General features: G+C 68.6%; 21 protein-coding genes and 1 tRNA gene. 13 read left to right on the top strand and 9 right to left on the bottom strand.

The features are described from left to right. Positions 1-356 precede the first annotated feature (356 nt). The 5 genes from EV139_RS05710 to EV139_RS05730 are packed head-to-tail and all read left to right on the top strand — an operon-like array spanning position 357 to position 4,811. A complete protein-coding gene (locus tag EV139_RS05710) occupies positions 357-1,634 on the top strand; it encodes a sensor histidine kinase (protein ID WP_130453339.1) in 1,278 nt (425 codons plus the stop codon). Further along, complete coding sequence (locus EV139_RS05715; RefSeq protein ID WP_130453340.1) at positions 1,622-2,320, top strand: response regulator transcription factor; 699 nt, start codon at positions 1,622-1,624, stop codon at positions 2,318-2,320. The genes EV139_RS05710 and EV139_RS05715 overlap by 13 nt, the downstream gene beginning before the upstream one ends. Then, a complete protein-coding gene (locus EV139_RS05720; RefSeq protein ID WP_130453341.1) occupies positions 2,317-3,183 on the top strand; it encodes a DUF4097 family beta strand repeat-containing protein in 867 nt (288 codons plus the stop codon). The genes EV139_RS05715 and EV139_RS05720 overlap by 4 nt, the downstream gene beginning before the upstream one ends. Positions 3,184-3,213: 30 nt before the next feature. Continuing rightward, entirely contained in the window at positions 3,214-4,281 is a 1,068-nt protein-coding gene (locus EV139_RS05725; RefSeq protein ID WP_130453342.1) for an alpha/beta hydrolase, read from the top strand. Between the two features lie 2 nt (positions 4,282-4,283). Beyond that, positions 4,284-4,811 carry an NUDIX hydrolase gene (locus tag EV139_RS05730; protein ID WP_130453343.1) on the top strand — a complete coding sequence of 176 codons (528 nt, stop codon included), beginning with the start codon at positions 4,284-4,286 and terminating at the stop codon, positions 4,809-4,811. A 60-nt stretch (positions 4,812-4,871) separates the two neighbouring features. On the opposite strand, the gene EV139_RS05735 is transcribed toward EV139_RS05730, so the two are convergent. Next, positions 4,872-5,384, bottom strand: coding sequence for a DNA/RNA helicase (locus EV139_RS05735; protein ID WP_130453344.1), 513 nt, complete (start codon positions 5,382-5,384; stop codon positions 4,872-4,874). Positions 5,385-5,569: 185 nt separating this feature from the next. Here EV139_RS05735 and EV139_RS05740 point away from each other — a divergent pair, with 185 nt between their 5' ends. Together EV139_RS05740 and EV139_RS05745 are read left to right on the top strand one after the other, a co-directional pair. Next, positions 5,570-6,079 (top strand): peptidylprolyl isomerase, encoded by a 510-nt coding sequence (locus tag EV139_RS05740; RefSeq protein WP_130453345.1) that lies wholly within the window; start codon positions 5,570-5,572, stop codon positions 6,077-6,079. Positions 6,080-6,084: 5 nt separating this feature from the next. Further along, on the top strand, positions 6,085-7,026 hold the full coding sequence (locus tag EV139_RS05745; RefSeq protein ID WP_237464575.1) for a rhomboid family intramembrane serine protease: 942 nt from the start codon (positions 6,085-6,087) through the stop codon (positions 7,024-7,026). A gap of 244 nt (positions 7,027-7,270) precedes the next feature. On the opposite strand, the gene EV139_RS05750 is transcribed toward EV139_RS05745, so the two are convergent. Beyond that, positions 7,271-7,546, bottom strand: coding sequence for a cell division protein CrgA (locus EV139_RS05750; protein ID WP_130453346.1), 276 nt, complete (start codon positions 7,544-7,546; stop codon positions 7,271-7,273). 58 nt (positions 7,547-7,604) lie between these two features. On the opposite strand from EV139_RS05750, the gene EV139_RS05755 reads away from it, so the two are divergent. The 3 genes from EV139_RS05755 to EV139_RS05760 are packed head-to-tail and all read left to right on the top strand — an operon-like array spanning position 7,605 to position 9,150. Next, entirely contained in the window at positions 7,605-8,363 is a 759-nt protein-coding gene (locus EV139_RS05755; protein WP_130453347.1) for a class E sortase, read from the top strand. Continuing rightward, a complete protein-coding gene (locus tag EV139_RS15950; protein ID WP_198677464.1) occupies positions 8,363-8,521 on the top strand; it encodes a hypothetical protein in 159 nt (52 codons plus the stop codon). The genes EV139_RS05755 and EV139_RS15950 overlap by 1 nt, the downstream gene beginning before the upstream one ends. Continuing rightward, complete coding sequence (locus tag EV139_RS05760) at positions 8,518-9,150, top strand: anthranilate synthase component II (protein ID WP_130453348.1); 633 nt, start codon at positions 8,518-8,520, stop codon at positions 9,148-9,150. The genes EV139_RS15950 and EV139_RS05760 overlap by 4 nt, the downstream gene beginning before the upstream one ends. A gap of 78 nt (positions 9,151-9,228) precedes the next feature. Here EV139_RS05760 and pknB read toward each other — a convergent pair whose 3' ends face one another. The 7 genes from pknB to EV139_RS05795 are packed head-to-tail and all read right to left on the bottom strand — an operon-like array spanning position 9,229 to position 18,404. Next, positions 9,229-10,944 (bottom strand): Stk1 family PASTA domain-containing Ser/Thr kinase, encoded by a 1,716-nt coding sequence (gene pknB, locus EV139_RS05765; RefSeq protein WP_130453349.1) that lies wholly within the window; start codon positions 10,942-10,944, stop codon positions 9,229-9,231. Between the two features lie 59 nt (positions 10,945-11,003). Next, a complete protein-coding gene (locus EV139_RS05770; protein ID WP_130453350.1) occupies positions 11,004-12,767 on the bottom strand; it encodes a protein kinase domain-containing protein in 1,764 nt (587 codons plus the stop codon). Next, positions 12,764-14,251, bottom strand: a complete 1,488-nt coding sequence (locus EV139_RS05775; RefSeq protein ID WP_130453351.1) for a peptidoglycan D,D-transpeptidase FtsI family protein — start codon at positions 14,249-14,251, stop codon at positions 12,764-12,766. Before EV139_RS05775 ends, EV139_RS05770 begins: the two co-directional genes overlap by 4 nt. Continuing rightward, positions 14,248-15,654, bottom strand: coding sequence for an FtsW/RodA/SpoVE family cell cycle protein (locus tag EV139_RS05780; protein WP_130453352.1), 1,407 nt, complete (start codon positions 15,652-15,654; stop codon positions 14,248-14,250). The genes EV139_RS05775 and EV139_RS05780 overlap by 4 nt, the downstream gene beginning before the upstream one ends. Next, positions 15,647-16,915, bottom strand: a complete 1,269-nt coding sequence (locus EV139_RS05785) for a PP2C family protein-serine/threonine phosphatase (protein WP_198677465.1) — start codon at positions 16,913-16,915, stop codon at positions 15,647-15,649. The genes EV139_RS05780 and EV139_RS05785 overlap by 8 nt, the downstream gene beginning before the upstream one ends. A gap of 2 nt (positions 16,916-16,917) precedes the next feature. Then, positions 16,918-17,499, bottom strand: a complete 582-nt coding sequence (locus tag EV139_RS05790) for an FHA domain-containing protein FhaB/FipA (RefSeq protein ID WP_130453353.1) — start codon at positions 17,497-17,499, stop codon at positions 16,918-16,920. Further along, a complete protein-coding gene (locus EV139_RS05795; RefSeq protein WP_130453354.1) occupies positions 17,496-18,404 on the bottom strand; it encodes a DUF3662 and FHA domain-containing protein in 909 nt (302 codons plus the stop codon). The genes EV139_RS05790 and EV139_RS05795 overlap by 4 nt, the downstream gene beginning before the upstream one ends. Positions 18,405-18,545: 141 nt before the next feature. Here EV139_RS05795 and EV139_RS05800 point away from each other — a divergent pair. From EV139_RS05800 to EV139_RS05810, 3 genes are all read left to right on the top strand, one after another. Beyond that, positions 18,546-18,628, top strand: a tRNA-Leu gene (locus tag EV139_RS05800). A gap of 176 nt (positions 18,629-18,804) precedes the next feature. Further along, complete coding sequence (locus EV139_RS05805) at positions 18,805-21,411, top strand: helix-turn-helix transcriptional regulator (protein WP_130453355.1); 2,607 nt, start codon at positions 18,805-18,807, stop codon at positions 21,409-21,411. A 204-nt stretch (positions 21,412-21,615) separates the two neighbouring features. Then, on the top strand, positions 21,616-24,387 hold the full coding sequence (locus tag EV139_RS05810) for an Ig-like domain-containing protein (RefSeq protein ID WP_130453356.1): 2,772 nt from the start codon (positions 21,616-21,618) through the stop codon (positions 24,385-24,387). Positions 24,388-24,445: the final 58 nt, after the last annotated feature.

Raw genomic sequence — 24,445 nt, forward strand, 5'->3', positions numbered from 1 at the left:
CGTGTTCGAGGTCGTTTCTTTGGTTCCGCCGACACGCCAATCAGAGCGTCGTCGGCCTCGCCTACTGCGTCGCTGGCCCGCTGAGGCCCTTGATTCCATGCGGAAACGAGCTTCTGAACCCGTGGTCGTCTGTTCCAGCAGCGCCCAATTGCGTCCACAACAGAACGGCCCCGCGGAAGCGGGGCCGTTCTTCGTTTCCCGGGCCCCACGGTGCCGGCCGTACGGTGCTGGCACGCGGTGCGGGCCGCGGTTCGGTCCGCAGGTCGCGGGCCCCGCTTCGGGGGTATGGAAAACCGGAATACTGTTCTCTGGTCTGCGGGGTGCCCGGCGCGACGCCCGCGCCCTACCGTAGGAGTATGAGCAGTTCTCCGAGCGCCGCGCCCCCACGGGCCGCACGCCCCCCGTTCCGTATTCTCCTGACGATCCTGCACCTCGCGGCGCTCGGACTCTTCGGCTGGGCAGTGGTGAGTGTCCTCCTGATGCTGTTTGCGGTGGGGATCGGCACTGCGATCCTGCTCGGCATCGGACTGCTGTTCCTCGGTGCCCTCGTGTACGCGCTGTTTGGCACCGCGTGGTTTGAGACCGAGCGCGTGCGCGGGCTGTACGACCTCCCCGTCCCCACGCTCACGCTGCAGCGGCCGAGCGCGCCCGGGTTCGGCGCCTACCTGCGTGCGATGGCGTGGCAGTCGATTGACGGGCGCATGTGGCGGGGTGTCGCGAGTTTCGTGGTCGCCACGACCCTCGGCACCACGCTGCTCGTCTGCGTGCAGAGCCTCGTGTGGTCCGCCATCGCGGTTGTCGTCGCGCTTGGCGGGGGAGACCCGGCTCAAGACCCCACCTTCGGCACGCTCTTCGGCCTGCTCCCGGGACTCGGCGGCCCACTCCTCGGCGCGCTCAACGCGATCGTGGCCGCCGCTGCCGCGATCGGCCTCGCGCTGCTCCACCGCGTGATCACCGTGGCGATCGCCCGGGCCGGTGCCCGCACCCAGCAGCTCGCGCGCCAGGTGCAGACCACTGCCCGTCAGCGGGAGGGCGCCGTGCGCGCCGCCGACGTGGAGCGCACCAGGATTGAGCGCGACTTGCACGACGGGGTGCAGCCCCGCCTGGTCTCCGTGGGAATGACCCTGGGGCTGGCGCAGCAGCAGATCGACGACGACCCCGAGGGGGCGAAAGCGCTGATCTCAGAGGCGCACACCTCCACGAAGGCAGCCATCACCGAGCTGCGCCAGCTGGCTCGGGGCATCCACGCCTCGGTGCTCGACGATCGCGGGCTCGACGCGGCGCTCTCCGCGCTCGCCGGCCGCTCCCACATCCCCGTGGTGCTTGACGTGCGCCTTGACGGCAGGTGTAGCCGGGAAGCCGAGACCGCCGTGTACTTCGCGATCGCAGAATCGCTCACGAACGCCGCAAAGCACTCCCGCGCGAGTGAGTGCCGGGTTGTGGTGCGGTTGCGCGAGGGCGGACTGCTCTGGGCGCGCGTGGAGGACAACGGCGTGGGCGGAGCCCGCGTGTTGCCCGGGGGCGGACTTGACGGGATCACCAACCGGATCGAGGCCGCTGGCGGCTCGGTGCGAATCGACAGCCCGCAGGGCGGGCCCACCACACTGGAGGTGAGCGTCCCGTGCGCATCCTGATCTGTGAAGACTCCGTACTGCTGCGCGAGGGGCTCGTGCGCCTCCTCGAACACACCGGCCACGAGGTGAGCGCCGCGTTTCCCAGCACCGAGGGCGTGGTCGAGGCCGTCGCCGCCGACCCTCCTGAACTGTGCATCCTCGACGTGCGGCTCCCTCCCACGTTCACCGACGAGGGAATCCGCCTCGCCCGCACCCTGCGAGCCCGGCACCCGCAGCTCCCGGTCCTCGTGCTGTCGCAGTACGTCGAGGAGCGCTACGCAAGCGAGCTGATTGCCGCGCAGGGCGGGGCATTCGGCTACCTCCTCAAAGATCGAGTCGCGGACGTGACCGAGTTCACCGACGCGGTGGAGCGGATCGCTGCCGGCGCGACGGTGCTGGACCCGGAGGTCGTGGCGCAGCTGCTTAATCGTCGCGGCCGCGACGATCGGATGGCTGCCCTCACCGAGCGCGAGCGCACAGTGCTCGCGGCGCTCGCGGAGGGCCGCTCAAACCAGGCGATCGCCGCACTCATGTTCCTCTCCGGGGCGAGCGTCGAGAAGCACATCACCGCGATCTTCCAGAAGCTCGGCCTCGAACAAGACGAGCACGGGAACCGGCGTGTGCTCGCCGCGATCGCACACCTTGAAAGCACCGGCGCAGTCCCGCCGCAGACCCCACCCACCCCCCAGACGGGAGCCACCCGATGACCGAGCACCAGATCCCCACGCCGCCGCAGGCCGCGTCGACCCGACCCGGCCGCGCCGCGCGGCCAATCATGATCGCGACCGCATGTGTGGGCGGCCTCGCGCTCCTCGGGATCGGCACGTCAGCTGCCTACTCGGCGGCGGGAACGCGGGTTGCGAGTGTCTCTGACGCGAGCGCTACGAGCATCTCCGTCGACGGAATCACCGATCTCGATCTGGACCTCAGCATCGCCGAGTTCACGCTCGAGTACGGCCCGGTCGATGAGGCGGAACTGCGGGTCGCTGGGACGCACACCGATCGCTGGGTGCTGAAACGGGACCGGGACACCCTCGTCGTGGCGAGCCCCTCGCGGCTCGGCGGTGGAAGCTGCTTCCTCGGGTTCTGCCCGCCGGATCGCACGGCGCGGATGACCGGCACGCTGACCCTGCCCGAGGAGCTGCGACAGCGGCCGCTCAACACCGAGGTTGAGGTGTCGGTGGGGTCGTTCACCGCCGACGGGAGCTTCGGGGACGTCTCGGTCGATGTGGGTGCCGGGGAAGCGACGATCGCCGGGGCCGCGAGCACGCTCGAGGTGACCGTGGGAGTGGGCACGTTTACGGGGGAACTCTCGGATGTGAGCGCCGCGGCGTTCGAGGTGTCGCTGGGGGAGATCCGCACCACCCTCTCCGGCGACGCGCCAGACACGATCACCGCTGAGGTGGGGACCGGATCGATCGACCTGCGGCTGCCAGACGAGGACTACCGCGTTGACGCGTCCGTGGAGCTGGGGGACGTCACGAACCGGCTGCGCACTTCGTCGGACGCGAAACACCTCATCACCGCAGATGTGAGCCTCGGCGAACTCACGCTCAGGCCGCTGCGCTAGAACCGCCCGCTCCGCCCGTAGACTGACGCTATGACAGAGTGGCGGGCGGACGTGCTGGGCGATGGTTTCAGCTGCACCGATCTTGAGCTCGGCTCCGACGAGGAGGGGCCGCTCACCGCCACGCTCGTGCGGTCACTCCCGCAGCGGCCACCGCTGTTTGAACGGCTCCTCGGCCGCCGCCGCCCGCTCGACGGCGTCGACGTGCTCTATGTCCACGGCTGGTCCGACTACTTCTTTCAGCGGCACCTCGCCGAATTCTGGACCTCGCGCGGGGCGCGGTTCTTCGCACTCGATCTCCGCAAGTACGGCCGCAGCCTCCGCCCGGGGCAGACCCCCGGGTACATCGAGCACCTCGATGACTACGACCTTGAGCTGGGACTCGCGCACGATGTAATCCGCGCGGAAGCGGGGGCGGATCCCACCCGCAAGCTCGTGCTCCTCGGCCACTCGACCGGTGGGCTGGTGCTGAGCCTGTGGGCCGCGCGCCATCCCGGCCGCGCCGACGCGCTCATTCTGAACAGCCCGTGGCTCGAGTTCCAGCTCTCCGCCGCCGGGCGCCAGGTGATCGCCCCGCTCGTCGCACTGAGCGCCAGGTTCATGCCCAAGGACGTCGCACCACAGCTCGACTACGGCTTCTACACGCGCGCACAGCGCGAGGTGGGCCCCCAGGACGAACTCGCCGTGATCGACCCGCAGTGGCGCCCTGAGCGCAGCCACGGGGTCTCGACTGCCTGGCTGCGGGCCATTCTGGCCGGGCACGAGCGGGTGAATCACGGGCTCGGGCTCACCATCCCGGTCGCGGTGCTGCTCTCCGAGCGCTCTGCGGTGCCGCTGCGCTGGAGTGATGACCTGGTGCGCGCCGACACCGTGCTCGACGTCGAGGCGGTGGCGCGCGCCGCGCTGCGGCTCGGCTCCTCAGTGACGATTGAGCGGATTCCCGGTGGCCTGCACGATCTCTTCCTCTCGGCGCCCGGCCCGCGCGCTGAGGCCTACGCGAGGCTGCACCGCTGGCTCATCGGCTGGCGCGCGGAAACAGCGATGGAACCCCCGCTCAGCGCGGCACCTGAGGGCGCGGGGCGGGACAGGCTAGGCTCATAGCCATGGATCTTCGAGTGGCCGCCTACGCGGTGGTTGAGCGGCGCGGCAAGATCCTGCTCACGCACTGGCGGCGCGGCCACCTGCACGGCTGGACCCTCCCCGGAGGCGGCCTTGAAGCGGGCGAGGACCCGCGCGTTGCGGTGGTGCGAGAGGTGTTCGAGGAGACGGGTCTCGAAGCGCGGGTGGGAAAGCTGCTCGGCGTCGACTCCCGCGTGATGGTGCGTGAAGAGGTTCCCGAGGGCGACGACCCGGAACTGCACACGATCCGAATCGTGTACCGCGCGTCGGTCAAGGACGGCCCGCTCCAGAACGAGGTCGACGGCTCATCCGATGAGGCCCGCTGGGTGCCGATCCGGGACATCGGCTCGCTCCGCACGCTGTCGCTCGTTCAAACCGGTCTGCGCATGGCGGGAATGAGCCGACGCCAGCCGAACCGCTCGGGAAAGCCCGGGAAGGCCGGCGCGAAGCCCGCGGGCAAGGGCGGGAAGCCCGCCGCGAAGTCAGGGAAGTCCGCGAAACCCCGGAAATGACGCGAGCGCCGGGCCCACAGGCCGCGGCGCCCGCGTCTCAGCGTCGGTGACGATCCCCGACTATTCGCCCGAGGAGTGCTCGGGGGCGACCCAGAGCTCGTCGTCGGTGCGGAAGGCCTGCCACAGCGCGTAGCCGACACCCACGGCGGCGACCGCGCCGAGGCTCAGCGCGATGATGCCGCCGGCCTTACGCTTCTTCTTGACCGGGGCGATGTAGCCCGCGCGCTCGCCAAAACTGCGGACCTGCGCGGCTGCCTGCGGGCTCTCGATCTCGTCGAGCGCGCGAATCGTGCGGGCCAGGGCGCTCGCGACGAGCGGGGTGGTGACGCGACGCACGCTGTTCGCGGCGCGGCGAGCAGACGCGACACCGCGATCGACGGTGGGGCGCACTGCCTCGAGCGTCTCGTCGACGCGAGGCGCGAGGTGCTCGTCGCTCAGCAGCTTCGCCTGCCGGCCTGCCTGTCCCAGCACGTCACCGGCGTGGCTGAGCACGATGCGCTGCTGATCGAGCAGCTCCTGTGCATCACCCCGCAGGCTCCGCAGTTCGCGGCGGCGCTTCCGTGAGAGCTTCATAACTGTCCTCCTAGCTCGGCGAGGCGATGCGAAATATGCTCGCTCTCCCCACGCTACACTGAAGCACCCAGTCCGCGGGGGTCGGAAACCGGGCGTGGCCGGTGAATCTCTTCTCCCACACAGCTCCGAATCGCTCACGGCGGGTGTTCGGTTCTGGCGGCTGATGCCCGCCTACACTAGGGCGTATGACCATTCACACCTCTGTAGCGACCATCCACACGAACCACGGCGACATCGTGATCAACCTCTTTGGGGATCACGCGCCGAAGACGGTGAAGAACTTCGTCGACCTTTCCGAGAAGGGGTTCTACGACGGCGTCATCTTCCACCGCATCATCCCCAACTTCATGATCCAGGGCGGCGACCCCACCGGCACGGGCACCGGCGGCCCGGGCTACAACTTCGACGACGAGATCCACCCGGAGCTCGGCTTCACGCAGCCGTACCAGCTTGCTATGGCAAACGCGGGCAAGCGCCCCGACATGACCGGGCGCCTCGCCGGCACGAACGGCTCGCAGTTCTTCATCACCACGATTGCGCCCGACTGGCTCAACGGCAAGCACACCATCTTCGGTGAGGTCGCTGACGACGCCTCGAAGGCCGTCGTTGACGCGATCTCCGCGGTGCAGACCGGTGCGATGGACCGTCCCGTCGAGGACGTGGTCATCACCGGCGTCGACATCGTCGAGGCGTAAGGGACATGGTGGCGAGTGGATCGGGGCCCGCATTCGGCGAGCGCGTCGAGTATGGACCGAACGACGTCTGCTATCGCCACCCGAACGTGCACAGCTTCACGCTGTGCCAGCGGTGCGGCCGCACCATCTGCCCACAGTGTCAGGTGGTGTCGGCCGTTGGCGTGCTCTGCCCCGACTGCGTGAAGCAGACGCAGCCGGGCACCGCACAGCGCGCGGCGCGGGCGTCCCGGGTCACGGGGCGCCGCATCGCGGCGTCGGATACCCCGGTGACATACGCAATCATGATCGCGTGCGCCGTGGTGTTCGTGCTGCAGCTGATCAGCCACTACTTCGGCGCCGACGAGGTGACGCGCACCCTCTGGTACGCGCCGCTGTACTCCCTGCCGCCCGAGGTGCTGCCGAGCGATCTCGGATTCGAGCCGTGGCGCATGTTCACCGCGATGTTCACGCACTCAACCGGGTTTATCTTCCACATCCTGTTTAACATGTACGCGCTCTGGCTGTTCGGGCGCAACCTGGAGCAGACGATCGGGCGTGGGGCGTATCTCGCCCTGTACCTGCTCGCCGGTGTGGGCGGGTCGCTCGGCGTGATGTACTGGGCGTACGTGTCACCGGAGACGATCAACATCCCCACGGTCGGCGCCTCGGGTGCGATCTTCGGGGTCCTGGCAGCGACTCTCGTCGCGTTCCGTGCAGCGCGGGTCAACGTCACCTCGCTCGCGGTGCTCCTCGCCATCAACTTCGGGATCGGGCTGATCCCGGGTGCGAGCATCTCCTGGCAGGCCCACCTCGGCGGCATCATCGTCGGCAGTGCGGTGATGGGGATCCTGCTTGCAACGCGGGGGCCGCGTCGCAAGACGCTCCGGATCTGGTCGCTCGTGGGAGTCGGCGTGGTGCTTGCCGGCCTCGCCTGCGGGTACTTCGTGGTGCTGCCCGCGATCTTCTAGCGGGGGCTGCGCTGGGGGCGCACCGGGCCAGGGTCTCCCTGCGCCGGGTGCGCCCCTTGCGTTCTGTGGGGCACTCACTGCGGTGCGCGCGGTGTGTATCGTGTCGTGTGCGGCACGCAGCCCGCACAAAAAACTCGCTGTGTGCGACGAGTGCCGCACACAGCGAGTTATCCACAGGGTTCTCCCCAGCCTGGGGAGGAATTACAGCGGTGTGATTTGAGCGCGAAGGCTCAGCGCGGTGGGGTTACTTCCACCACGGGGTCATGAGGAACCCGACCAGCACGAGGCCGAAGCCGACAAAGATGTTCGCCTGACCGAAGGCCGGTACCGGCAGCTGCATGTTGCCGCTCGTGATGTAGTAGAGCACGATCCAGACGAGCCCGAGCAGCATGAAGCCGAACATCACCGGCTTGAACCACACCGGGTTCGGAGCATCCTTTCGAGCCGCCGCGAGCTCCGCACGATCGCGGTCGAGCTCACCCGAGTTGCGCTTGCTTACATTCTTCCCTGCTGCTGCCATGGGATTGATTCTAGTCTGTCCCGCGGCTGGTCACAGGTGCACAATCTAGAATGACAGTATGACGGAGACGGAACGCGCGCGTACCCGCCGCCGCAGGGCGCGCCTGAGCCCACTGACGGTGATCGGCGAGCTGTTGCTGGTGGCCGGTCTCGGGGTGCTCGGGTACATCGTGTGGCAGCCCTGGCACACCGGGGTCACGGTCACCGCCCAGCAGCAAGAACTCTCGGCGGCCGACTCAGCGGAGTGGGAGGCGAACGCGAAGCCCCTGCAGACCGAGGGGGTCCCCGTCCCGGAGAAGCCCGAGGCCGCCGAGGTCTTCGCGGTGCTGCACGCCCCGGCCTTCGGCACCACGTACGCGAACCGGATCGGCGAGACGACCGACTGGTGGACCGTGCTCAACCTCGACGAAAAGGGGATCGGGCACTACGAGACCACGCAGCTGCCCGGCGAGGTGGGCAACTTCGCGCTCGCTGGACACCGCTCGGGCCCGCTCATCAACTCCTTCCGCGAGGTGATGAACCTGCGCGTGGGTGATCCGCTCTTCATTGAGACCGCGGACGGCTGGTACACCTACCGCTTCCGCTCGATCGAGTACGTGCTTCCAAACGAGACTGACGTGCTCAACCCGTTCCCGCGGCTCGAGGGCGAGCCCGGCGTGGACCAGATTCTCACGCTCACGACCTGCCACCCGAAGTGGGCGGGCAGCGACGAGCGTGCGATCGCCTACTCGGTCTTTGAGGGCTTCCAGGCCCGCGCAGATGGCCCGCCGGCCGAACTCCTTGAACTGAACCCCGCACTGAAGGGAACCGCGAGCTGATGTTTTCGATCCTGTGGCGTTTCTTCCCCGGCCCCGCCTGGTTCCGGGTCATTGTCCTGCTCGCGGCGGTGGTGGCGCTCGTGTGGGCGCTCATTACGTACGTGTACCCCTGGGTGGCGATTCAGCTGCCCTCTCCGGAAGTGACGGTTGGCTCATGACTCGAATCCTCGTGATCGATAACTACGACAGCTTTGTGTACACGCTCAACGGCTATCTGCAGCAGCTCGGGGCAACCACGCTCGTGGTGCGCAACGACGAGGTGTCCCCGGGCGAGCTCGAGCAGCTCGTCGGCGACTTCGACGGGGTACTCATTTCCCCTGGTCCCGGCACGCCGACGGATGCGGGGGTATCGATCGCCATGGTGGGCATCGCGCTCCGCACCGGGATCCCGCTGCTCGGGGTGTGCCTGGGACACCAGGCGATCGCCGAGGCGCTCGGCGCAACGGTCACCCACGCGGACGAGCTCATGCACGGCAAGGTGTCGCGCGTGCGCCACAGCGACGACTCGTTCTTCGCCAACGTGCCCAGTGAGTTCGACGCGACGCGCTACCACTCGCTCGCGGTCGTGCGCGACACGGTGCCCGAGACACTCACGATCACCGCGGAGACCGCCGGTGGCGTGGTCATGGCACTGCGGCACCGGGAGCTTCCCATCTACGGCGTGCAGTATCACCCCGAGTCGGTGCTCACCGAGGGTGGGTACCAGCAGCTCGGCAACTGGCTCGCCGCGGCCGGGCTGAGCAACGCGGCGGAGATCGCGCGCACCCTCAGCCCGCTCCTGCGCTAGCGCGTCCCACCGCAGAACGCGTGAGGCCGGGTCCCGTTGGGGACCCGGCCTCACGCGTTGGTTCGCGGTGGTGTGTCGCTAGCCGGTGCAGTACTTCAGCTCGAGTGGCGCGCCCTGCGCCTGCTGGCCCATGGCCGACTGCTCGAAGATTGGATACCCGTTCTGCGCCGGGCAGCTGTCCACCGGGATCTGCTGCACGCTCAGCCCGAGGCCGTCGATCAGCGACATCGCGACATCGAGGGGCTGATCCTGCAGCGCGGGGACGCTCACCATCCCGCTTGAGATCTCGACGTCAACACTCTGACCCGATTCGAGCTCGGTCCCAGCCTCGGGGCTGACCGAGAGCACGCGATTCTCGGCCTCGATGGGGCTGTCCACCGAGGTGACCACGCCGACGGAGAGACCGAGATCCTCAATCGCCTGGGTGTACTCCGTGAGATTCATGCGTGAGAACTCGGGCACCTTGGCAGATTCCGGGCCGGTCGACACGTAGATCGTGACGGTATCGCCCGGGCTGAGCACGGTGCCGCGCTCGGGGTCGCTCGAGACGACGTTGCCGGCCGCGATGTCCTCGCTGGTCTGCTCAACCGGCACCGCGACGAGGTCTGCCTCCTGCAGCAGCTTGATCGCTGCGGCACGGTCGACGTCGATCAGGGCGGGAACCTCGCGCGACGAGTCGGGGAGGAACTGCTTCGGGGCGAGCGTGACGAGCCAGAAGACGACGGCGATGATGACCGCCCCGATCGTCAGGATCGCGGCCCAGGTCCACATGACCGGCGGGCGGCTCTGCGTGCGGGCGCCGCCGCCACCCTCGGCGAGCTGACGCAGCGCGAGATCAGACTCAGAGACCTCCTCGCCGCCAGAGAACAGCACGGTGTCCTGCTGCTGCAGGTCGAGCCCCGGCATGGTGCCGCTCGCCGCGAGGCGCAGGGCCTCGCGGAACTCAGACGCCGACTGGAAGCGCTTGGCCCGGTCTTTGGCGAGGCCGTAGAGCACCACGCGGTCGAGCTCGGGGGTGACCTCGGGGGCGCGCTCGCTCGGCGGCTTCGGGCGCTCGCTCACGTGCTGATACGCGACCGCCACGGCACTGTCGCCGCGGAACGGCACGTCGCCGGTGAGGAGCTCGAAGAGCAGCACCGCGGTCGAGTACAGATCCGTGCGGGCATCGATCGCCTCACCCTTCGCCTGCTCCGGCGAGAAGTAGGCGGCGGTGCCGAGGATTGCTGTGGTCTGCTGCAGCGTCGACGATGTCTCAGACACCGCGCGGGCGATGCCGAAGTCCATGACCTTGACCTGCCCGCTCTGGGTGATCATGATGTTCGCTGGCTTGATGTCCCGGTGCACGATGCCCGCGCGGTGCGAATACTCGAGCGCGGTGAGAACCGAGTCGACAACGCGGCACGCCTCGGCCTGCGAGAGCTTGTGCTCGGCGGCGAGCTGCCGCAGGTTCTTGCCCTCGACGTACTCCATCACGATGAACGGGAGTCGCTTGGGGCCCTCGGGGGTCTGAATCAGGTCATCGCCCGCGTCGAACACCCGAACCACGGTGGGGTGCGCCATGCGAGAAGCCGACTGCGCCTCCTGGCGGAACCGTGACCTGAACTGGTCGTCACCGGCGAGCTCGGCCTTCATCACCTTGATGGCAACCTGGCGGCCAAGCTTGGTGTCGGTGCCGCGATAGACGGTCGCCATGCCGCCCTGCCCAACGAACTCCCCGATAGCGTAGCGGCCAGCGAGAATGCGCTGCTCGCCGTCCGATGCTGCTTCGGGCATGGTCACCTCTTCCGTGCTCATGGGAATGCCTCCAAGTTTATCTGGATCGGGGCGTCTCTCGCCGAACGGCGCGACGAGACCTAGTCGTTGTCGCCCTGGTCAGGGTTCTCCGGCTTTGCCGGGGCCTTCACCACGATGCTCACGGGCTCGGAATCCGGTGAGGTGCGCGTCACGGACGAGCCGTTGCCGCAGGTCACCGAGTAGCTCACCGTGATCGCACCGTCGGCTGCGCCCTCGGCGAGCGAGTTCGCGGTCACGGGGACGCTCGGCGACTGCACCGAGCCAGCGCCGGATCCGTCACCCGAGATGGTCACGTTGTACGCCTGGAACGTGAGGCCCGTCGGGCAGCTTGCGACGCCCCAGCTCACGTTCGAGACCGCCCCCGCGTCAACGGTGGCCGGGCTCGCCGTCGGTGCAGCCGGCTGGCCAACCTCGCCGAACGCGACATTGTAGGTGAGGGTGATCGACTGGTCGAACGGCACCCGATCACCGGTGGGGTTGACCCCGGTGACCAGGTTGACCTGATCGTCGGGCGCCTGATTGCCGGGCGTGGGCTTCACGTTCGTGAACCCGCGTCCCTGCAGGATCCCGACCGCCTCGTCGATGTTCAACCCGACGAGCGAGCCCTCGTCCACCACGCCGGTGGTGACCGGCGGCGGCGTGGAGGTGGTGGTGGTCTTCGTCTTCGTGGGCTTGGGCGCCGACGTGGTCGTGGGCTTCTCGTTCGCGGAGCTGTTGCTCCAGAGCGCGAAGGCGGTGCCGGCGCCGATGATCACGAGCAGCGCGATCAGGGTGATGAGCGGCCAGCGCCACGGGCTCTTCTTCTTCTTGCCAGCGGCCTCGTCCTCGGCGAGCTGCTCCTCCTCGGTGAGCGCCGCCGTGGCGTCCGCCTGTCCGGGGAGAGCGCTCGTGCGCGGCAGTGCGGTGGTGGCGGCGTCCATCACCGACGTCTGCTCGTCCAGCACCGTGGTCGCGGGCGCGGTCTGGCCGAGCACCTGTGGCACGTAGCTCGCGGCGAGCTGGGTGTCGCCTCGGTGCAGCGCGGTTGCAGCCTGGGCGAGCTTCGCGGCGGTCTGGGGACGTCCGGCGGCGTCCTTCGCGAGGCACGCGTACACGAGGTTGCGCACGGGCTCGGGGATGTCGCTCGGAAGATCCGGCGGGGTGTCGTTGATCTGCGCCATCGCAATGGCGACCTGCGACTCGCCCGTGAACGGGCGCCGTCCGGCCAGGCACTCGTAGGCGACCACGCCGAGCGAGTAGATGTCGGTGGTGGCGGTGGCGGTGTGCCCGCTCGCCTGCTCAGGCGCGAGGTACTGCACCGTGCCCATCACCTGACCGGTCGCGGTGAGCGGCACCTGATCGGCGATGCGCGCGATCCCGAAGTCGGTGATCTTCACGCGCCCCTCGGGCGTGATCAGCAGGTTGCCCGGCTTGATGTCGCGGTGCACCAGGCCCGCGTCGTGCGCGGCCTGCAGCGACGTGGCGGTCTGCGCCACGATGCCAAGTACGCGGTTCGGTGGCAGCCGGCCCTCGCGCTCGATGATCGCCGAGAGCGGCTCGCCCGGTACGAGCTCCATGACGATGTACGCGGAGCCCTGCTCCTCGCCGTAGTCGAAGACGTTCGCGATGCCCTCGTGGTTGACGAGCGCGGCGTGGCGCGCCTCAGCGCGGAATCGCTCGAGGAACCCGGGATCCCCCATGTACTCATCTTTGAGGATCTTGATGGCGACGGTGCGACCGATAATGCTGTCGGTCGCGTTCCACACCTCACCCATGCCCCCGACGGCGATCCGAGAGCTCAGCTCGTAGCGTCCGCCGAATGTGATCCCTGCAGCTGGTCTCATTCGCTCAACACCGCTTCCATAACTCGTTTTCCGACGGCTGTCGGGAGGTCAAACGAACTTCCCGTATAACCGTATGCTTCCCCGCCACCGTCTTCGATTACAACGGCAACAGCAATTTCTGGGTCGTCCACCGGAGCAAACCCTGTGTACCACAGCGTAAAGGGCAGGTCATTCCCGCTCGCGTCGGTGCCGTTCTCGGCGGTGCCCGTCTTCCCGGCCACGCGCACCCCGTCGATCCCCGACTTCTGGGCGAGGCCCTCGGACGACGAGACGCCCTTCTCCATCATTCCGGCGACCGCGTCGGCCGTCTTCTTGGAGATCGGCTTGCTGAATTCCTCGGGCGACACCTGGGTCTCGACCCGCAGGTCGGGCGTGATCACCTGGTCCACGACCGTCGGCTTCATGACCGTGCCGCCGTTCGCGATCCCGGCGGACACCATCGCCATCTGCAGCGGCGTGACGCGCACGTCGAGCTGTCCGATCGACGCGAGCGCCGTCTGGGCCTTGTCCTCGGGCACCGGCGAGACGCTCTGCGTGACCGCGAGCGGCACCGTCAGGTCCTGCTCGAACCCGAATGCGCGCGCCATCGCGGGCACCGCGTCCCGGTCCATGCTCATTGCCAGCTCGGCGATCGGGATGTTGCACGAGAGCATGATCGCCTGCTCTAGCGTGGCCTTGGCCCCCGAACCGCAGGCGGTGCGCGACGCGTTCTGCATCACGCTCGTCGACTGCGGGAGGGTCAGCTGCGCCGGGTTCTCATACTCGGTAGTGGGGGTCGCATCGCCGTTCTCGATCGCGGCGGCCGCCACGAGAAGCTTGTAGACCGATCCCGGGTGGTAGAGGTCGCCGGCGATTGCGCGGTTCTGCAGCGGTCGCGACGGGTCCTCTTCGAGCTGGCGGTAGTTCGCGATGATGTCCGCGTTGCTGTTCGAGGAGAGCAGGTTCGGGTCGAAGCTCGGCGTGGACACCAGCGCGAGGATCCGGCCGGTCTTGGGCTCGATAGCGACGACCGCGCCCTCGAAGCCGCCGTCTGCCATCGCGGCGGCAGCGGCCTCCTGCACACGCGGGTCGATCGTGGTCTGCACGGAGCTGCCCTGGGGGTCGACCCCGTTGAGTGTGTTCTGGATGCGCGTGAAGAACTGAGCGTTTCCGATGCCGGAGAGCTCCTGGTTCATCGCCGCTTCGAGCCCCGTCATCCCTTGCGAGTGCGAGAAGTAGCCGGTCACCGGGGCATACAGCGCGCCCGGCTCGTACTGGCGCACGTACCGATAGCTGTCGTCGGTGGGCGTCGAGTAGGCGACCGGGTCGCCGTCGACGAGGATCGAGCCGCGCTCCACCTTGTAACTGTTCTTCACGGTCCGCATGTTGAGCTCGTTCGCGCGGAGTTCGTCCGCGTTCACAAACTGGATCATCGTGACGGAGAAGAACAGCGCGATAAACATTGCGAAGACGGTGCGGGTGATGAACTTGAGCTGCTTATTCATGCGCGGATCACCAACTTCGGTCGATTTCGGACAGAGTTCGACAGCAGAATGAGGAGCGCGATGATGATCCAGTTCGACACGAGCGAGGAGCCGCCCGCGGCGAGGAACGGCGCGGTGAGGCCGGTGAGCGGGATCACGCGCGTTACGCCGCCCACCACGATGAACACCTGCAGCGCGATCGAGAACGCGAGGCCCGAGGCGAGCAGCTTGCCGAAGTCGTCCTGACCGGCGAAGCCGATGCGCAGGCCGCGGCCCACGAGCAGCAGGTACGCGGCGAGGATCACGAAGAGGCCGATCAGCCCCAGCTCCTCGCCCAGGCTCGGGATGATGTAGTCGCTCTGCGCGAGCGGCGTGTCCGCCGGGTAGCCCTGGCCCAGCCCGGTCCCGGTCATGCCGCCGTTCGCCATCCCGAAGAGCCCCTGCACCATTTGCTGGCCCGCGTTGAACGGGTCAGCGAACGGGTCGAGCCAGTTCGCGAAGCGCCGGTTCACGTAGTCGAGGGTTTGGCTGGCGACGAGGCCGCCGACGAGGAAGAGCCCCACACCGAGGATGATCCACCCGATCCTGCCCGTCGCGAGGTAGAGCATCGACAGGAACAGGCCGAAGTAGAGCAGCGAGGTGCCCAGGTCGCGCTGGAACACGAGCACGCTCATGGCGGCGAGCCAGAACACGAGCAGCGGGCCCAGGTCGCGGCCGCGCGGGAAGCGAATTCCGAGCACCTTCTTGCCCACCATCGCGAGCGAGTCGCGGTTGCGCACGAGATACCCGGCGAAGAAGATCGCGAGCAGGATCTTCGCGATCTCGCCCGGCTGGAACGAGAACGAGCCGATGTGGATCCAGACCCGCGCACCGTTGAGGGTCTTGCCGATCCCGGGCAGCATCGGCAGCAGCAGGAGCACCACCGCGGCGAGGCCGGTGAGGTACGTGTACCGGAAGAGCACAATGTGATTGCGGATCAGGGCGAGGACAACGATCGCTGCGGCGACGGCGACGCTCGACCAGACGAGCTGGCGCACCGAATCGGCGCCCCACCCGGACAGGCCGTTCGCGAGATCGATGCGGTAGATCATCGCGACGCCGATCACGTTCAGGAACGCGGCGATCGGCATGATCAGCGGGTCGGCGTCTGGCGCGATCCGGCGGATCGTGAAGTGGAGCACGAGCAGTGACACCACGAACAGCGCGCCCGTGGGCAGCAGCGTCGCAGTGACCTCGCCGCGAACCGTCAGGTCCACGATCACCACGGCGGCGACGCCGATCGCGATTGCAAGCAGCAGCAGTGCGAGTTCGAGGCCGAGCAGTAGGCGGGGGGCGCGCAGCGCCGTGATCCGCTGCAGCACCGTCTCGCTCGTGCGGGTCTTCTCGAAGGTGCGCGGCTCCTTCGCCGCGTTCGCGTCAGTCATCCTGCACCCCCAACCGCAGCACGATGTCGCGCGCCTCCTCGATAGAGCCGGCGGCGAGCGTGCGCTCAACCTGCCGCTGCTCGAGGCCGTCGAGCTGCGAAATCGGGATCTCGGTGTCCTCGGCGACCGAGTGCAGCGGGAACGAACCGATGTTCTGCTGCACCCCGCGGTAGATGATGACCGTGGAGCCGTCGGTGCCAACGAAGTAGCGGGTCTGCGTCCACTGGTAGCCGAACAGGAGCGCGCCACCGATTGCGACGAGCACGGCGATGCCGCCGAACGCCCACAGGAGGCGCCGGCGCCGGTTGCGTCGCTTCGTCTCGGCGATCAGCTCCGCCAGGTACTCATCAACGCGCGGCTCGAAGTGGCTCTCGGCCACGAGCGGCGGCCGGCGCACCGGGCGGCGGCTCAGGATCCGGTTGCGTGCCGTCGAAACGGCGCCGTCGCGCGGAGCTGGCGCGGTTGCCGCCGAGCCAGCGAAGCGTCGGTTCGGGGCCGGGAGCTCGAGGGTGTCGTTCGGGTTGCGCTCTGGCGCGGCGACCGTCTCGACGAGCACGGCGGTGACGTTGTCCGGGGCGCCGTGCGAGAGGCTCTTGTCGATCAGGCCGTCGATCGCCCCCTGCAGCGAGGTGCGGCGACGCAGAATCTTCTCGATGTCCGGATCCTCGACGTAGCCGCACAGGCCGTCGGAGCAGAGCAGCCACAGGTCGCCGGGGCGCGTGTCAAGCACCTGCGTATCCACCTGCGGCGACGAATCGACGTCGCCGAGCACGCGCATGAGCACGGAGCGGCGCGGGTGCGTCTTCGCCTCTTCCTCGGTGATCTTGCCGCTGTCGACGAGGCGCTGCACGAAAGTGTGATCCTTCGTGATCTGCTGCAGCTCGCCGTCGCGGAGGAGGTACAGGCGGGAGTCGCCGATGTGCGCAAGAGCCAGCTGATCGCCCACCGTGATGAACCCGGTGAACGTGGTCCCCATGCCCGCAAGCTCCGGGCGGTCGAGCACCGTGGCGCGCAGCTTCGCGTTTGTCTCGAGGACGGCGGTGCGCAGCGTGTTCGTGGTCGCGGCCGGGCTGCCGAGCGGAGCCACGTCGAACTCGGCCATCTCCTTCGCCGCGATTGCCGAGGCGACATCGCCGCCGGCGTGCCCGCCCATGCCGTCAGCGACAAGAAACAGGTAGTCCCCGGCAAAGCCGGAATCCTGGTTGTTCGAGCGCACCATCCCAACGTGGGAACCGATGGCGCTCTCGTAAGAGACGGTCACGCTTATGGCCTCAGCTCGAAGGTGGTCGTGCCAATCGTGACCGGCGTGTACGGGGGAAGAGTGATTGGCTTCGTGACGCGCTCACCGTTGACGCGGGTGCCGTTCGTTGAATCGAGGTCGGTGAGCACCCAGTGGTCGCCTGAGCGCGCGAGCCGCGCGTGGTAGGTGGACGTGTACTCGTCCACGATCACGAGGGTCGAATCACCGCTGCGCCCGATCGTGACGAAGTCTTCGTCGAGCGCGATCGTGGTGCCCGCCGCGACGCCGGAGGTGATCGCGAGCGTCCCGGCCGCGCCGCCGTGACCCGTGACGCCGGCCGTGGGAAGTGCGCCGCCGCTCGGGGTGATGACCGGCGCGTGCGGCGCGGGCGCCGTCACCTGCGCCGGCGCCGGAGCGGGCGCAGGTGACTGTGCCGACACGACGAGTGGCGCGGCCCCGGCAGATCCGCCGCCGGTCTCGCCGCGGAGCCGCCGCACGGGGGCACCGAACAGATCACTCCGCAGCGCGTAGACGATCGCGAAGATGAACAGCCACAGCAGTAGTAGGAACCCGATCCGAAGGATCAGGAGGGTGAGTTCGCTCATAGGCCTCTCCAGAAGTCCTGATCAATGCCGGGCGTGTCGCCGCCCGACTGATCGCCCGCTGGCGGGGGAGTTGCGGTCGACCGGCGCGCACGCGGCGCCGGGAAGTTTCCGGGGTCGGCGGCGGGCGGAACCTGCGCCGAGCCGGCGGCAGGCGGTGCGGTCCGCCGCGGGGGTTCGGCCTGCCGCGGCGGCGCGGGCGGCTGCGGAGTCGGCGTGGTGCGGCCCCCCGCCGCCGCGTGCTCGCGGGCGGGCACGAGCTGGAACGCCAGCGAGGTTTGGCCGATGGTGATCGTGATCCCCGGTGCAAGCGCCGCCTCGCGGAACCGCTGGCCGTTGATCTTTGACCCGTTTGTCGACCCGAGATCGCGCGCGATCCCCGCGGTGCCATCCCAGATCAGTTCCAGGTGCTTTCGCGACGCCGCGTTGTCGGTGATCCGGATCCCGCAGTCGGTACCGCGACCCACGGTGGTCGTGCCGCGCGGCAGCACGTGCCGCGTCCCATCGACGTCTACAGCGGCCACCCAGTCGACCGCGCCCTCGACCCGGGACGCGTCGATCTCCAGCACCCCCGTCGTGAGCGAGCCGTCGGCGCGCACCTCGACATCGGGCTCGCCGAGCAGCTGATAATTCTGGCGCTTCGCGTGCTTCAGCACGACACCCCGGAGCTCCTGTTCTAGGGCAGCTCCCAGGTTCTGCAGCCGATCGGCGTCCTTCTCGGACACCCGGACCGTGAACCGATTCGGCGCCAGGATCCGATCGCGATCAACAATGACCGCGCCAATATCCAGCTCCCGCTTGAGCGCCGAAGCGATCTCCACCGGCTGCACACCGGAGCGGAAGGTGCGGGCGAAGGCGCCATTTACGGCGCGTTCGAGCCCGCGCTCTACGCTGTCGAGAATGCCCACGAGTTGGTGACGCCCTTTCAGTTCGCACCGCCACACGGCGATGTCGGTCGGCATCAGTTTAGCCCGCTTTGGTGAGAGGGGCATGAGGCTGCTAAGCTAGGGGAGTTGTCCAAAGCGGAAACGCTTCGGAATGACAGACTCGCGCGAGTGGCGGAATGGCAGACGCGCTGGCTTCAGGTGCCAGTGCCCGCAAGGGCGTGGGGGTTCAAGTCCCCCCTCGCGCACGAGTACGACTCACTGAAATGAGTCGGCACAAGAAATTGAGCCCGGATCAGCTTGCTGGTCCGGGCTCTGTTGTGTCTGGGCGCTGGTGTGCCTGAGGGCGCGTGGCCGCCACCGTGCCGCACACTGGTTTCTGATCAGGGCCCTGTGCGCCCGATCGCGGCAGTACGATCAGTGCGTGGGAGCGAAATTGCGCAGTGCGGCCGTGTCCTCGGAGGGCGCGGCGATTGCGGCGCTCGCGCCACTCCCGTCCCGCGCGGGTGCGGACAGCGCCGCGCGGGCCTCCTGGGCTGCGGGCCACCACGTCGCCGCGTTCGGGGATCCGGGGAGCGGCCGCACCGTCTTCGCGGAGAGACTGCTTCGCGCGTGGCCCGGGCGCGTGCACCGAATTACCGGGTCTCCTGCGCTCCGCGAGATTCAGTTTGCCGCGCTGGCGGCGCTCACCGCGCACGCACCCGACGCTGGCACGCGTTCGCCCACGCAGTTGATTGCGGCTCTCGCGGCCGCTGGAGACAGTGGTGAACGCGCCGTGCTGCTCGATGATGCTGACTACATCGACGATGCGAGCGCGGCGGCGCTTGCCCAGGCAGCCCTCAGCGGTTCGCTGCGTCTCCTGATCCTCGGCACGTCCGCCGAGCGCTTGCCGGCCTCGTTGCGGGCGGCGGCCCTGGAGATCGACCACGTGCGGCTCGAGGCGATCACGCTGGACGACGCACGCGTGATCGCTGAGGCGGCACTGGGCACCGCACTCGCGCTGCACGACGTGGATCGCCTGCGGCACCTCGCCGGCAGCAACGCCAGGTACCTGCGTGCGCTCGTGCTCGACGCGAGAGACTCAGACGGCTTCCGCGAGGTGTACGGGTACACCGCGCTGCGAGAGGGGTGGGTGCCGAACGGCCGCCGTGTTGGCGAGCTCATCTCGCTTCGACTTTCGATCCAGCCAGCACCGGTGCGCGAGGCAGTGCTGCTGCTCGCGCTGACCGGCGAGGTCCCGGTGCCCCTCGCCGAGCGACTCGCGACCCCCGAGAGCGTACGGCTTGCAGTGAGCGCGGGCCTCGCCGAGCTGGTGGGAGGACCGGTCCCCGGAAGAGCGAGAACGCCCGGATCCATTCGCGTGTGCGGGGGACTCACCTCTCCGACGGTGCTGGCGCGAGTTCCCGAGCCGGAGCTGCGCACGCACGCCGAGCACGCGCTCAGGCACACGGAAGAGATGACCGCGGCAACCGCCATCACCGTCGCGATTCACGCGTCACAGGTCGGAGTGACACTCGACGCGACGCGGCGTGAAGCGATTGCTGGCGAGGCGCTGCGATCGCGCCAGTTCGATGCCGCGCTCCTGCTCACAGATCCGGTCCACGGCGGTGAGCTCAGCGACGAGCTCTGCCTGCTGCGGTCGCGCGCGCTGTTCGAATCGGGGCTGCACGACGACGCGCACGAGATCCTTGCCCCGATGCTTGCGGCCGGCGACCTCGAAGCCAGGGTGTGGTCGGCGAAAATGAGTGCCGCCTTCGGCCTGACCGATGCGCTCGACGCGACGCTCGCGCCCAGGCCCACGGACGAACACCCGGCGCCGGAGGTGCTGGCCGCCTGGCGTGACGTGCTACTGACCAAGGCCGGGGGAATCGTCCCCGCGAGCGCCCTGCGCGCGCACGCGGACTCCGCGGCACTCGGGTCCGAGGTGCGGGCGGCCGCGCTGCAGAGCGCGCTGTTACTCGACGTATTCGCCGGCCAGGCCGGTGCCGCCGCGGGCGAGGCGATTGCGCTGATGTCTTCACCCGAGTGGGAGATCGTCCCGCTGACCGAACAGGGGGATCTCGTGGTGACCCTGTTCCAGGCGTTGCTCGCTACCGGTTCCGTCACGGGAGACCTCGCCGGCTGGGATGACGACGGCTGGGCGGCGCTCAGAATCATGCCGACGCTGTACCTGTTTGCCGATGGGCGCAGGTCGATTGAAGCCGGGAACGCAAAGGCCGCGGCAGACCTGTTGCACCAGGCGCTCGCCGCGAACGGCACTGAGAACAGGTTCGGGATCGGCGCCAACCTGGCGGCAGCCACGGCCGCCGCTTCCGCGATGCTCGGGGACGTCGAAAGCGCAACCGAGCTGCGAGACGCCGCACTGCAGTTGCTAGCGGCGGGGGGTGCCCTGCATGATGAAACCGAACGGTTGCTCCTCCCTGCACAGCTCCTCAGCGATGGGCCCGCGGCGGCGACAGCGCACTGGCACCGGCTCCGAGACCGTGCGCACCGTACCGAGCAGCGCTACTTGCTCATGCGCGTGCTGCACGACGGGTGGCGGCTGGGGCTGCACGAAGATCTCGCGGCGCTCTCGGCAACGGCCGCGCAGGTGCAGGGTCCGCTCGCCGCGGCCCTCGCGCAGTACGCGAACGCCGCGGGCGGCGACGGCATCGCGCTCGAGCGAGCCGTCAGCGGTCACCTGGCCACCGGTCACCTGCTCTTCGCCGCCGAACTCACCACCTTCGCGATTCACGCATCCAGGCAGGACGGGCGCCGCCTCCCGGTCTCACCCGCAATGCACCGAAGCCTCGCGGCGCTAGCCGAGCTGCGCGGCGTGAATACACCGATCATGAAGCGTGTGCGCATCGACCGCGAGACGCTCACTGAACGGGAGTTCCAAGTCTGTGCGGCAGCGGTGTCGGGATCAAGCAACTCTGAAATTGCGGACCTGCTCTTCCTCTCAACCCGTACCGTCGAGGGGCACCTGCAGCGAGCGTTCGGGAAGCTGGGCGTTGATACTCGCGGGCAGCTCGCACCGGCACGACTCTGACAGACGCAGACCTCCGCACCTCGCTGTTGCGGGCCGGGCTGCAACAGTGAACTGCCGCTACCTGACTCTGCCGAACCGACTACCTGATCCTCGGAAATCGGTGTGACGCACCGCTGTGGTGCGGCGAAGATTGTCCTACCTTGATCCGTCGCGCACGCCATCACCGGCGGCGACGAGTCCCCTTCCGAGAACAGGAACTCACGTATGGGCAGCAGCACCCTCACGCCCCGGTCCACGGCACCCCGGCCCGCGCTGCGGCGGATCGTCGCGGTGTCGCTCGGCGCCGCACTCGCGGCGGGGAGCTTCACGCTCGCGCTCGAGTCTGCGACCCCCGCGACGGCAGCGCCAACACCCACAGAGCGGGTGGCGGCCGGCCTTCCGCTGGTGTTCACGGAGAGCCGGGGCACCGACTGGACGGTTCCCGCGGGAGTCGACGAGGTACTCGTTGGGCTTCGGGGCGGCAAGGGCGGTGACGCCCGCGTCACTCTAGCGGGCGGTGCCACTGGCGGAGCGGGCGAGGAGCTCCTCGTGTCCGTGCCGGTGGTCCCCGGAGACGTGCTGACGTTGTACGCGGGAAGAGCGAGCATTCTCTCCAGAGAAGGCTTCGTCACGGGAGCGCTGGGCGGCGAGGATCACCCCACGAATATCCTCTCGGCCTACGGCGGTAGCGGTGGTGGTGCGGCGGCGGTGAAGCTCAACTCGCAGCTCGTGGCCGTAGCCGCGGGCGGTGGTGGCGCGGGCGGCGGATGCACCCTCGTTGGCGGCAACGGGGGAACGAAAGCGCAAGAACCGCAGAACGGTGGCGGCGGGTCGAGCTTCGGCGGAGCCGCGGGACGCAACGGTTCTGAGACCTCCGGGTGGGGACACGCTGCCACCGAGGGCCAGGGGCTCATGGAACGGAGAACCGCTCACGAGGCAAGAAAGCCGATCGGCTGCGGTCCGGGCGGTGGCGGTGGCGGTGGCTGGCCCGCCAGCGGTGTCGGCGGTTCAAAGGGCGGCGTCATGATGACCCCGGCGGGACTCGGTGGCGGCGGTGGCGGCGGTGGTGGTGCGGGGCTTGGAATGGTCGTGGCGCCCGCGACAGAAATACGCCGTGATCAGCTGCCCACGACGGCATCGTTTAACCCGTTCGCCGGTCCCAACGAGGTGAAAGTGACGGTGCCACTCACGACCGCGGTTAAGGCCCGAGCACTCTCGGAAGAGAGCGAGATGGGAGAGCCACTCACACTCGTGATCCAGACTCGCCTCAAGGGGGTGCTCTATTCGCAGCCGCCCGCCTCACACGCCATGGGCGAGGTGCGGGTCAAGTCTGGGGAGGAGGTGGTGTTTTCGCAGTCGGTGGCGCAGCGATCAAGCGTGATCAGGGCGACCATTCCCGCCCCGCTCACCCCGGGGAATTACGAGTACGAGGTCGAGTACCTTCCGCCGTACTCCGATGACAACCCGCTGCAGGAACAGGGCGCTTCTCGGACCAACATCAACAACCCGTGGGTCGAACGGCGAAGCGCCCCGCCCGCGCCAGAACTGCTCACGGACGCGACTGAAGCGACCACGGAAGACGCGCCCCCCGCGGACGAGGCTCCCGTGACCGAGGCACCCGTGACTGAGGCACCCGTGGCGGAAGAGTCCAGCCCGGCACCGACTGAAGCCGCGGGGACGGATCCGGGTGCGGGAGACGCGGCCGACGAGCCGAGCGACGCGGCCGCTGCGGAGCAGTCGGCTGTCGTGCCGGTGACCTATCTGGCTGAGGCCCCGGTGACGGATAACGCCGATGACGTAGTCATCTCACCGACCTCCACCACCATCGCTTCCGCACCCTCCGAGGTGCGGGCGCACCACCCCTTCACCGTCACCGCCCAGGTCGTGACGCCGCAGGCAGACCCAGACCTCGCCCCGCTCACTCCGACCGGGGAGGCAACCCTCACCGCTGACGGGCTCATTATTGGCAGTGCCGTGCTCGATCGGTTTGGGCGCGCCGCGTTCTCCGGTGTGGTGGCTCCGTGGGGGACCACGAAGCTCGCCGTGCACTACGAGGGCGACTTCAATATGACCACCTTCACGGGCTTTGAACGCTCAGACTCAGACCCGGCAGAAATTACGATGACCGAGGCGCGCACCGTCACCGAGCTCGAGTTCTCTGACGACGATCTCCTCGCTGGCGAAGAGACTGTGGTACGGGCACGAGTCACGGGGGCCGACCTCGACGGTGTCCCCGGCCCCGACGTGCTCGAAGACCCGCGCGGACAGATCGAGCTTCTCGCTGATGGCGAACCCATCGGGCAGATTTCGGTCGCGTTCGACGCGGATCCGGAGGCCGGCGACGCTGAAGCGGTCTACACGCTCGGCATGGACAACCTGCCCCCGGGCGCGCACAGCGTCACGGCTCGGTTCCTCCCCGCAGACGGTTTCGCGGGCTCTGAAAGCGCGCCGGTTCAGTTGCGCGTCGCCCCGTGGGACACGACACTGACTGCCACCCCGGACGCGGTCACGCCGAAGCCGGGCACGCCCGTGACGATCTCGCTGACTGCCGCGGCGGTCGCCCCGGACGAGCACGCGGACACGACGGTCGAGCCGCCCGTGGTTGAGGGCTACGTGCAGGCGTTTGTCGCGGGGGTCCCGCTGGGGGATCCCGCCATGATTACCGGCGGCGCCGGTGAGATGACGCTTGCCGATATCCCGGCTGACGCCGCGGAGCTTGACCTGCGGTTCACCCCGAGCATGATGGCGCTCTCCGGGTCGAGCGCGAGCGTGAGGATCGAGCTCGCCGATGAGACCACCACGCCGGCGGCGCCCGGCGGCGGCGCAGCGCAGCCCGGCGGCACCGCGAAGCCCGGCGGCACCGCATCCGAACCCCTCGCGCGCACCGGCGCGGAGAACTCGGTGCACCCACTCCTGGGGGTTGGCGTGCTGCTCGTGGCAGCTGGTGCGGTCCTGGTGCTCGGACGAGCGCGGACCGGGCGCCGCACCGCCCGGTAGGGGCGCGGTCACCGCGCTCTCTCCCACGCGACCCTCGGAGTTCCCCACCATCGGCGGG

The organism is Leucobacter luti (genome assembly GCF_004217175.1).
In the GTDB taxonomy this organism is placed as follows: Bacteria; Actinomycetota; Actinomycetes; order Actinomycetales; family Microbacteriaceae; genus Leucobacter; species Leucobacter luti.

What these genes read in the sequence shown, in the direction of transcription:
- EV139_RS05710 (WP_130453339.1), top strand. Translation starts at nt 357, where the DNA reads ATGAGCAGTTCTCCGAGCGCCGCGCCCCCACGGGCCGCACGCCCCCCG.
- EV139_RS05720 (WP_130453341.1), top strand. Translation starts at nt 2,317, where the DNA reads ATGACCGAGCACCAGATCCCCACGCCGCCGCAGGCCGCGTCGACCCGA.
- EV139_RS05725 (WP_130453342.1), top strand. Translation starts at nt 3,214, where the DNA reads ATGACAGAGTGGCGGGCGGACGTGCTGGGCGATGGTTTCAGCTGCACC.
- EV139_RS05730 (WP_130453343.1), top strand. Translation starts at nt 4,284, where the DNA reads ATGGATCTTCGAGTGGCCGCCTACGCGGTGGTTGAGCGGCGCGGCAAG.
- EV139_RS05735 (WP_130453344.1), bottom strand. Translation starts at nt 5,384, where the DNA reads ATGAAGCTCTCACGGAAGCGCCGCCGCGAACTGCGGAGCCTGCGGGGT.
- EV139_RS05740 (WP_130453345.1), top strand. Translation starts at nt 5,570, where the DNA reads ATGACCATTCACACCTCTGTAGCGACCATCCACACGAACCACGGCGAC.
- EV139_RS05745 (WP_237464575.1), top strand. Translation starts at nt 6,085, where the DNA reads ATGGTGGCGAGTGGATCGGGGCCCGCATTCGGCGAGCGCGTCGAGTAT.
- EV139_RS05750 (WP_130453346.1), bottom strand. Translation starts at nt 7,546, where the DNA reads ATGGCAGCAGCAGGGAAGAATGTAAGCAAGCGCAACTCGGGTGAGCTC.
- EV139_RS05755 (WP_130453347.1), top strand. Translation starts at nt 7,605, where the DNA reads ATGACGGAGACGGAACGCGCGCGTACCCGCCGCCGCAGGGCGCGCCTG.
- EV139_RS15950 (WP_198677464.1), top strand. Translation starts at nt 8,363, where the DNA reads ATGTTTTCGATCCTGTGGCGTTTCTTCCCCGGCCCCGCCTGGTTCCGG.
- EV139_RS05760 (WP_130453348.1), top strand. Translation starts at nt 8,518, where the DNA reads ATGACTCGAATCCTCGTGATCGATAACTACGACAGCTTTGTGTACACG.
- pknB (WP_130453349.1), bottom strand. Translation starts at nt 10,944, where the DNA reads ATGAGCACGGAAGAGGTGACCATGCCCGAAGCAGCATCGGACGGCGAG.
- EV139_RS05770 (WP_130453350.1), bottom strand. Translation starts at nt 12,767, where the DNA reads ATGAGACCAGCTGCAGGGATCACATTCGGCGGACGCTACGAGCTGAGC.
- EV139_RS05775 (WP_130453351.1), bottom strand. Translation starts at nt 14,251, where the DNA reads ATGAATAAGCAGCTCAAGTTCATCACCCGCACCGTCTTCGCAATGTTT.
- EV139_RS05780 (WP_130453352.1), bottom strand. Translation starts at nt 15,654, where the DNA reads ATGACTGACGCGAACGCGGCGAAGGAGCCGCGCACCTTCGAGAAGACC.
- EV139_RS05790 (WP_130453353.1), bottom strand. Translation starts at nt 17,499, where the DNA reads ATGAGCGAACTCACCCTCCTGATCCTTCGGATCGGGTTCCTACTACTG.
- EV139_RS05810 (WP_130453356.1), top strand. Translation starts at nt 21,616, where the DNA reads ATGGGCAGCAGCACCCTCACGCCCCGGTCCACGGCACCCCGGCCCGCG.